Below are 7,136 nucleotides of genomic sequence, written 5' to 3' on the forward strand. Positions count from 1 at the left end.
AGAGTGCTTAGCCAGTGCATCGCAGCGGCGCTGCCAAGCGATATAATCTTGCTGGAAAGGTGGAATATCGTAATAACAAATAACCCCCTAAGCGTTTTATCTATGATTCAAACGGAGGCGCTCAGGTTGTTTAGGTATAGGTATTTAATGTGACCGAATGGAAACATTCTCCAAGCCTGAATTGAGTAAAGACAAAAGAGGGATAGGAGGGGAGATATACCCGAAGTATCCATCAACTTTTATATCAGCCAGAGAGTTTAATTGTTGTTGATACTCAACAGCAGAGACGATCACGTCAATACCGAGTGTTGAAGCCAATTTAACCATAGGTTTCAACAGCAGATGATTGCTATCGTCTTGCTGGTTTTGAAGGAATGACTGTTCAAGCTTAACGAATGCAGGTTTCAGTTGTTTAAGGTAGGCCACGGAGTTTAAATTCTGCCCAAATCTATCGATTCCAAAACGTAAACCGGCTTCTCTAAGAGCTTTTGAGACTACCTCGCAATCCTTAGGATGTAGGCTGACGAGTGATTCAGAGAACTCAAAAAAGATACGATTTTCGAGTTTGTTCTTCTTCACTGTTTGAACCAACCATTTCAAGAAGTCTGAATTTCGCACGCTGCTTGAGGTTAGGTTTATCGACAAAGGCGGGACATGAAGATCACCTAAAAGAATTGCTGCAACATGATTGATTACAGATTTGTCAAATTTAGTAGATAGTGAGTAACGAGACAAAGTAGAGATTAATTTTGATGCTGGAATAACTTGGTTATCTAATTTCAGATGGGCGTAGACTTCGTAGTGCTGAACAGTTTGTGTCGTTTTAGAAATAATAGGTTGTGCCATTAATTCGAAAGCTTCTGTATTGACGACCTCAGTGAGTTTGGTACCAAGTTGTTCTTCAGAATAGGCTTTATCAGCCACAGAAAAATGAAACACTTGTCGTGTGCTTTCTGCATCCTGTAATGTGGCATTTGCCCTAGAGAGGAGTGAAGATGCGGAGTCGTTTTCTTTCTTCTCTGTAATACCAATAATAAAGGCGTTCGCGGTGGATTGTCCGCTACTGATTACTTGGTTGTTGAGCGTTCGAATGAGAGGGCCCAATATTGTCCGAGTTTGTTTTTCATCAACACTTGGCAAAAGAATCGCTAACTCGATTTTACTCATTCTCGCGATGAGAGCGTTTTGGGTTTTAGGAATAACACCACTCAACTCCTGTCGCAATGAACGCATGACTTTATTCAAATCTTCGCCATTCTCGGAGAGTGAGTTGCGTGTAAGCCATTTCAAATTAACCAGCATGACAATGCCGCTATCACCGTCCTCAAGCCAGCTCTCGAGCTGCCGCACAAAGAAGTTTCTGTTGTGAAATCCTGAGGGAGAGTCAAATAGATACCTCTGCCTTAATGCATTAATTTCCTCGTTCAGAGTTTCAAATAAGCTTTCAACTTGTGAAGACATATCATTGAAAGCAGCAGTGAGCTCGACGAGTTCGTTTCCTTTTGGGGCTGGTAGTGGCGAGGGGAAATCTAGCTTTGCAATACGTCTAGCCCCTTCCGTCATCACTGAAATAGGCGTTAAGGCTCTTCCCAAAACGAGACGAATAAGAAGAGCCGTAACGAGCATCACTGCCACAGTGAAAAGAACAAATTGAACCGAAAACTTCCAAAGCGCTAAATATGCATAATCAGGTGTCAATGAGACTGTTAATGTGGCCAGATCTGTCCAACCATTATTCACTTGAGTTTCAAGTGTTAATGGTTCGAGAAACCCTAATGCCATGAACCAGCCTGGCACTTCCTGATGGGTGTTGGACTGGTGCGACCAAGTTTGCACATCTCCGTCAAACAACCACATCAGTTTTACGTGCTGTAACTGTGTTCCCTCCGACATGATGGCAGAGAAAAATATCTCACTGTTCTCACGGTCTCCTGTTTCCAATATCGGAATGACAGAGACGCTCAGCGTGTGCAAAGAACTCTCTGCTTGAAACTGCATCTCTTTTTTGAGCAACGTGAGATTGTTCGAAAACTCTGCCACAGCAAGGATTGCAAACAGGCCAAAAAGTGTTCCTATTACACACAGCGTGACTTTGTTCGTTATTGTCATACTATTTCCACTTTATGGTACTTGTTACACCTTACAATTTAAGCAGTTAACAGCATCATTTGTTGTTCAAACGTTCAATTTCTTCAAGGACTTCTGGTTGAATTTCCAAAGAAGAAAGGAGCTGCCCTGTCGCGTTTAAGATACGATATTCAGCAATAAGCTGATCGAATTGTGCTGCTTCTAGGTCTTTTCTGGAATCGAAAAGCTCATTTTCTGCGTCCAAAAGATCAAGCAGAGAGCGCTGACCTAATCTGAACTGAAGCGTATAGGCGCTCTGAGTTTCGATAGAAGCTTCAACATGTTCTGCAAGATACCCTACTTGGTCTTGGAGGCTAACATGTGCATTCCAAGCCAGCGTAGTGCCCTCAACCACTTCTCTTCTTGCTCTGTGTTTGATTTCCTCTGATTCACCAATTCGGAATGCTGTTTCTCGCTCGTAAGCGTGATCTCTTCCACCATTAAATAAGTTGTAGCGCATTCGAAGCATGGCTTGAACATCATTATTATGCCCCAGACTGCCGCTAATATCGTTATCCCAGTTGCTGTTCAATTCAAGGCTGACTTCAGGGTAATACGTAGATTTTGACGTCTCATACTGATATCTAGCGGCTGACACATCTGCTATCGCAAGCTTTAATGTAGGGTGGACGCTTTCGGCGGTGGCAAGCGCCTGTTGCAAATTTTCTGGTAACAAGCTGGTTTTGGGTTGCGGTGCTTTCAGATCTATCGGAGGCACATTGACGATCTTGACGTAGCTGGCTCTGGCATCAAGTAGATTATTTTCTGCTGCTGCTAAATTTGCTTTTGCTCTCGCTAGACGCCCCATGACCTGAGAGAGGTCGGCAGAGGAGCCCAAACCAGAGTCAGTCTTTTCTTTTATCTGCCTATAGATGTTCTGATGAGATAGCAGATTATCTCGAGACAAGCTCACGACCCGTTCTGCCTGAATGTACTTGATATAAGCCCTTATAGTCTCTAATGCGTGATCTTCAGATGTAGAGACAACTCCCCAATATTCTGCTTCCGTCTCAGCCTCTGTCCTGCTCACTTCATTCATGGTCCGGAAGCCACTAAAAAGTGCTTGTCTTATACTCAAACCAGCTTCCCCAGGATTAAGTCTGTCGTTCTGGGTACCGGATGAACGTGTAGACGGACTGTCTGTTTCAGCAATGCCATATCCGGCATTTAAGTCCACTGTAGGTAAATAGCCTGCATACGCCTGCGAAATTTGTTCTCGTTGAGCTTGGTAGGAATTAAATGCTCTTCTTACTTCTGGGCTCGAGGATAATGCAGTAGCAACAGCTTGCTCTAAAGTGTCTGAATGACTTGCGGTTGAAAAAGCTATTAGGCAAGGCAGAGACCAGTGAAGAATTTTGTTGCATCTGTTACTTATTTTCTTGTTCGCCATTTTTAGAACTCCTGACTGAGGCAGCGATCGTTTAGCGTTCGCGAAGAGCCGACTCCCTTGCTCGCAATATTGGATTAAGTATGTAGTTAAGTATGGTTCTTTTACCAGTGATGATATCTACACTGGTAAGCATGCCAGGAATAATTGGCATGGAAGTACCATCTTTATCTGATAAATTTGATACGTCGGTTCTAACTCGTACCAGATAAAAGCTGTTACCTTCTTCGTCTTGTGTCGTATCGGCACTAATGTGCTCTAGTTTCCCAGAGAGACCGCCATAACGAGTAAAGTCATAGGCTGTCACCTTGACAACGGCCGGTAGACCAGAGTGAAGGAATGCAATGTCTTTAGGTTCAATTTTTGCTTCAATGAGCAGTTGATCCTCTGTAGGGACAATTTCAAGAATATCTTTTCCTGGTGTAATAACACCGCCAAGCGTATTAATGTGAACAGTTTTGATAGTTCCTGTCACGGGGGAAGTAATAATCGCTTTATTCACTTTATCCTGTGCCCCGACTTGCGCTTGCTGGAGCCTAGCGAGCTTCGCTTCAAGCTCACTAATTTGCATTCTGTTCTCATTTTGAAATGAAAGGACGGCTTCACGGCGCTTTAAAATGGCTTCGTCTTGTTGTGCTTTGAGCTTAGGTTGTAATTGATAAAGTGCTGCTATTTCACCACGAATATCATTAAGTTGACGTTGTAGTTTGAGCAACTCTACTTCGGCCACTATTTTTTTTCTTGCCAGAGGCTTGGTCAGTTCGTATTCACGTGAGACAAGTTTTGCACTTCCTTCTAGTGTTTTTATCTTAGTTTTTAGTTCTTTTATTTCTTGGTACTTTTGTAAAACCTGGCGTGATTGAATCTCTATCTTATTTTTTAAATCGTCTAAGCGACCTTGAAACTCCAGAGCTTGTCGCTGGAGCAGTTCAGGCTCGCTCTCCTTGAGCTCATCAGAAAAGAGCAGCGATGTAGGCTGGATGCTGATTTGGTCTTGCCAGTTTACATCTAGACCTTTTAAATCGATGCTGCTTAGTTCCTGCTGCAAACGAGCGATATTTGCGATAATACTGACACCTTCCTCTTCTTGTTGTGCAACATCAGAGCGGAAACGGGTATCATCGATGCGTACGAGTGGCGTCCCTTTTTGTACTATCATGCCTTCCTTGACGTACATTTCTTGCAAAATTCCGCCATCCAGACTTTGAATAAGCTGAACCTGTGAAGAGGGAATTACCTTCCCTTCTCCACGAGTGATCTCGTCAAGCGATGACACTGATGCCCATACAATAAAGACCACGACCATAATGACAAAAAGCCAAACAACAATGCGATATTTGCGCGGGACATCCATCATCATTGCGCCGTAGATGTCGTCTGCCATATCGAGGTGTTCGCGCTCTTTCGAATTACTCATTATGCGAATCCTTCTTTGAATCGTTCCGACTTCCCTGGCCTTGGGAGAGTTTATTTAATACCTCATCTCTTGGCCCATCCAGGAAAATACGCCCTTTATCTATTACCACGACACGATCGACGAGCCTTAAAAGTGGCATTTTGTGTGTAATGAGAACCAATGTCCGGTTCTTACAAACCAAAGGGATAGAAGACATAAATTGCTTTTCAGCGTATGCGTCCATGGAAGAAGTAGGTTCGTCCATTAGCAAGATAGAAGGGTCATTAAGAATGGAACGAGCAAGGGCAACAGCTTGACGCTGCCCCCTGGAAAGAGCATCTCCACGTTCACCAACTTGTTTATCTAAACCCTGAGAGTCGAGAGAGGTAAATTGGATTACACCAGAGAGTTGCACTGCTCGAATAAGTTGGTGTTCAGTAACCTGACGAGTACCGAAAAGTATGTTGTCTCGAATGGTGCCGTGGAAGAGGGTGATGTCTTGTGGCATGTAGCCAACGTTCCTACGTAGGTCTGCAGGATGGATCTGTTTTGAGTCAATGCCATCGAATCGCAGATTTCCCTGAGTTGGCTGGTATAGTCCTGCAAACATTTTAAGTAGGGTTGTTTTCCCTGACCCATTTTTCCCAATGATTGCGACTTTTTCACCTTCTTTGATTTTAAGTGAGCATGGGTAGAGCACAGGCTCTTCGGTTTCAGGATAACTAAAAGTAACACCAGAGCACTCGATTTGGCCTTGCAATTGGTTACGGCTTATCAGGTGCCCTTTATTTTCATATTCATCTTCTTGACCCATCAACTCATCAAGTTGCTTCAAAGAACTTATCGTCTGATTGGCTCGTGTTAGGAGATTTGCCAACTGAGCCATTGGAGATACCACACGGCTTGACAGCATGACTGCGGCAATGATTCCGCCCATGGAAATATCACCCTCGGAAACCCGGTAAACGCCAAGTATGACAACGGCTACCGATGTTACTTGAGTGATAAATGTTGTGAGGTAAGAGACCGATTGAGAAATCTTCTTAACCTTCATTCCCCACGTTGCGGAATGAGCAATCATCTGTTGCCAAGTTTTTTGAACCACACCTTCAGCCAGATTCGCCTTAATCGCTTCCATAGCAGCAAGGCTCTCCACTAAATGCCCATTTTTTAGTCCCGCAAATTGGTTGCTTTCGTCAATAGCATCTCTCAATCGTGGTTGTATCGCTATGGCATAACCGAGAATGATAATACTTGCTATGATTGGAATGAAAACGAGGTCACCTGCGAATATGTAGATGACGAAGAGAAAGAAAATAGCAAAGGGCAGGTCTACCAGAGCGGTAACAGTGGTGGAGGTTAACATTTCCCTCACACTATCAAACTCATTGATCTGCCTTGCCATGCCTCCAACACTTGGTCCGCGTTTTTCCAATGGGATCCCAATGGATTTCGCAAACAAACGTGAAGAAACGATGATATCTATTTTCTTACCTGCATCATCAATCATGACGCTTCTGACGTACCGGAGGATATAGTCGAATACAAAGACTAATGCCGCGCCACTGGCTAGCACCCAAAGGGACTCAAATGCCTGATTGGGAAGTATTTTGTCATATACGTTCATGACAAAAAGAGGCGATACCAGAGCAAAAATGTTGACAATAACCGAAGCTAACAAGGCTTCCCGATATATCGGAGCTGCCTCTCTTAACATCGAAAATAGCCAGTGACCTTTCTTCGTATAGCGATGAAGCTCTACGCTCTGATCACCTCTGTACTGCTTCTTAACCAGAATGGCATATCCCGTATATTGGGCTTCAAGCTCCTCTATCGTAAGTTCGGTTTCACCTCCAGTATCAGGCAGTTGAATCACTGCCTTTCCTGTTTCGCTGTCCAATAATCGAAGAATACAGGCCTTCTTTTCCACGAGGAGTAACACGCATGGCATTAACATATCCCCGATGGTATTCAGAGGCTTCCTAACCACTCGTGAGAGTAAACCCGCACGCGCTGACGCCTGAGGAAACAAGTCAGGTGTCAGCGTTACCTCTCTGAGAGGTAAACTGGCAATCAGTGCCTCACCAGAACACGGTGTTCCATAGTGCTCGGTCAAAATCACCAAGCTCTCAAGCAAAGGGTCATCAGTGGTTTGCGTTGAACCACTGATGTCCCACTGAGATTGTGTGTTATCTGCTAATCGCACAATATCCAGCCTTCTACTCG

The 7,136-nt window shown here is 44.0% G+C and carries 4 protein-coding genes; all 4 read right to left on the reverse strand.

The window, feature by feature from the left end; translation table 11 throughout:
• Positions 1–144: 144 nt before the first annotated feature.
• The 4 genes from VP504_RS17495 to VP504_RS17510 are packed head-to-tail and all read right to left on the reverse strand — an operon-like array spanning position 145 to position 7,125.
• Positions 145–2,109: a bifunctional diguanylate cyclase/phosphodiesterase gene (locus tag VP504_RS17495; protein ID WP_325892287.1), complete on the reverse strand. Its 1,965-nt coding sequence runs from the start codon at positions 2,107–2,109 to the stop codon at positions 145–147.
• A 55-nt stretch (positions 2,110–2,164) separates the two neighbouring features.
• Positions 2,165–3,517, reverse strand: a complete 1,353-nt coding sequence (locus VP504_RS17500; RefSeq protein ID WP_325892289.1) for a TolC family outer membrane protein — start codon at positions 3,515–3,517, stop codon at positions 2,165–2,167.
• A 31-nt stretch (positions 3,518–3,548) separates the two neighbouring features.
• Positions 3,549–4,931, reverse strand: coding sequence for an HlyD family type I secretion periplasmic adaptor subunit (locus tag VP504_RS17505; protein ID WP_325892290.1), 1,383 nt, complete (start codon positions 4,929–4,931; stop codon positions 3,549–3,551).
• On the reverse strand, positions 4,924–7,125 hold the full coding sequence (locus VP504_RS17510) for a type I secretion system permease/ATPase (protein ID WP_325894084.1): 2,202 nt from the start codon (positions 7,123–7,125) through the stop codon (positions 4,924–4,926). Before VP504_RS17510 ends, VP504_RS17505 begins: the two co-directional genes overlap by 8 nt.
• Between the last annotated feature and the right edge of the window lie 11 nt (positions 7,126–7,136).

Origin of the sequence: Grimontia sp. NTOU-MAR1, from assembly GCF_035758505.1 — a bacterium.
Taxonomy (GTDB): domain Bacteria; phylum Pseudomonadota; class Gammaproteobacteria; order Enterobacterales; family Vibrionaceae; genus Enterovibrio; species Enterovibrio marinus.

Excerpts from the sequence above, each read along its gene's own strand:
- VP504_RS17505 (WP_325892290.1), bottom strand. The coding sequence starts at position 4,931 with ATGAGTAATTCGAAAGAGCGCGAACACCTCGATATGGCAGACGACATC.
- VP504_RS17495 (WP_325892287.1), bottom strand. The coding sequence starts at position 2,109 with ATGACAATAACGAACAAAGTCACGCTGTGTGTAATAGGAACACTTTTT.
- VP504_RS17500 (WP_325892289.1), bottom strand. The coding sequence starts at position 3,517 with ATGGCGAACAAGAAAATAAGTAACAGATGCAACAAAATTCTTCACTGG.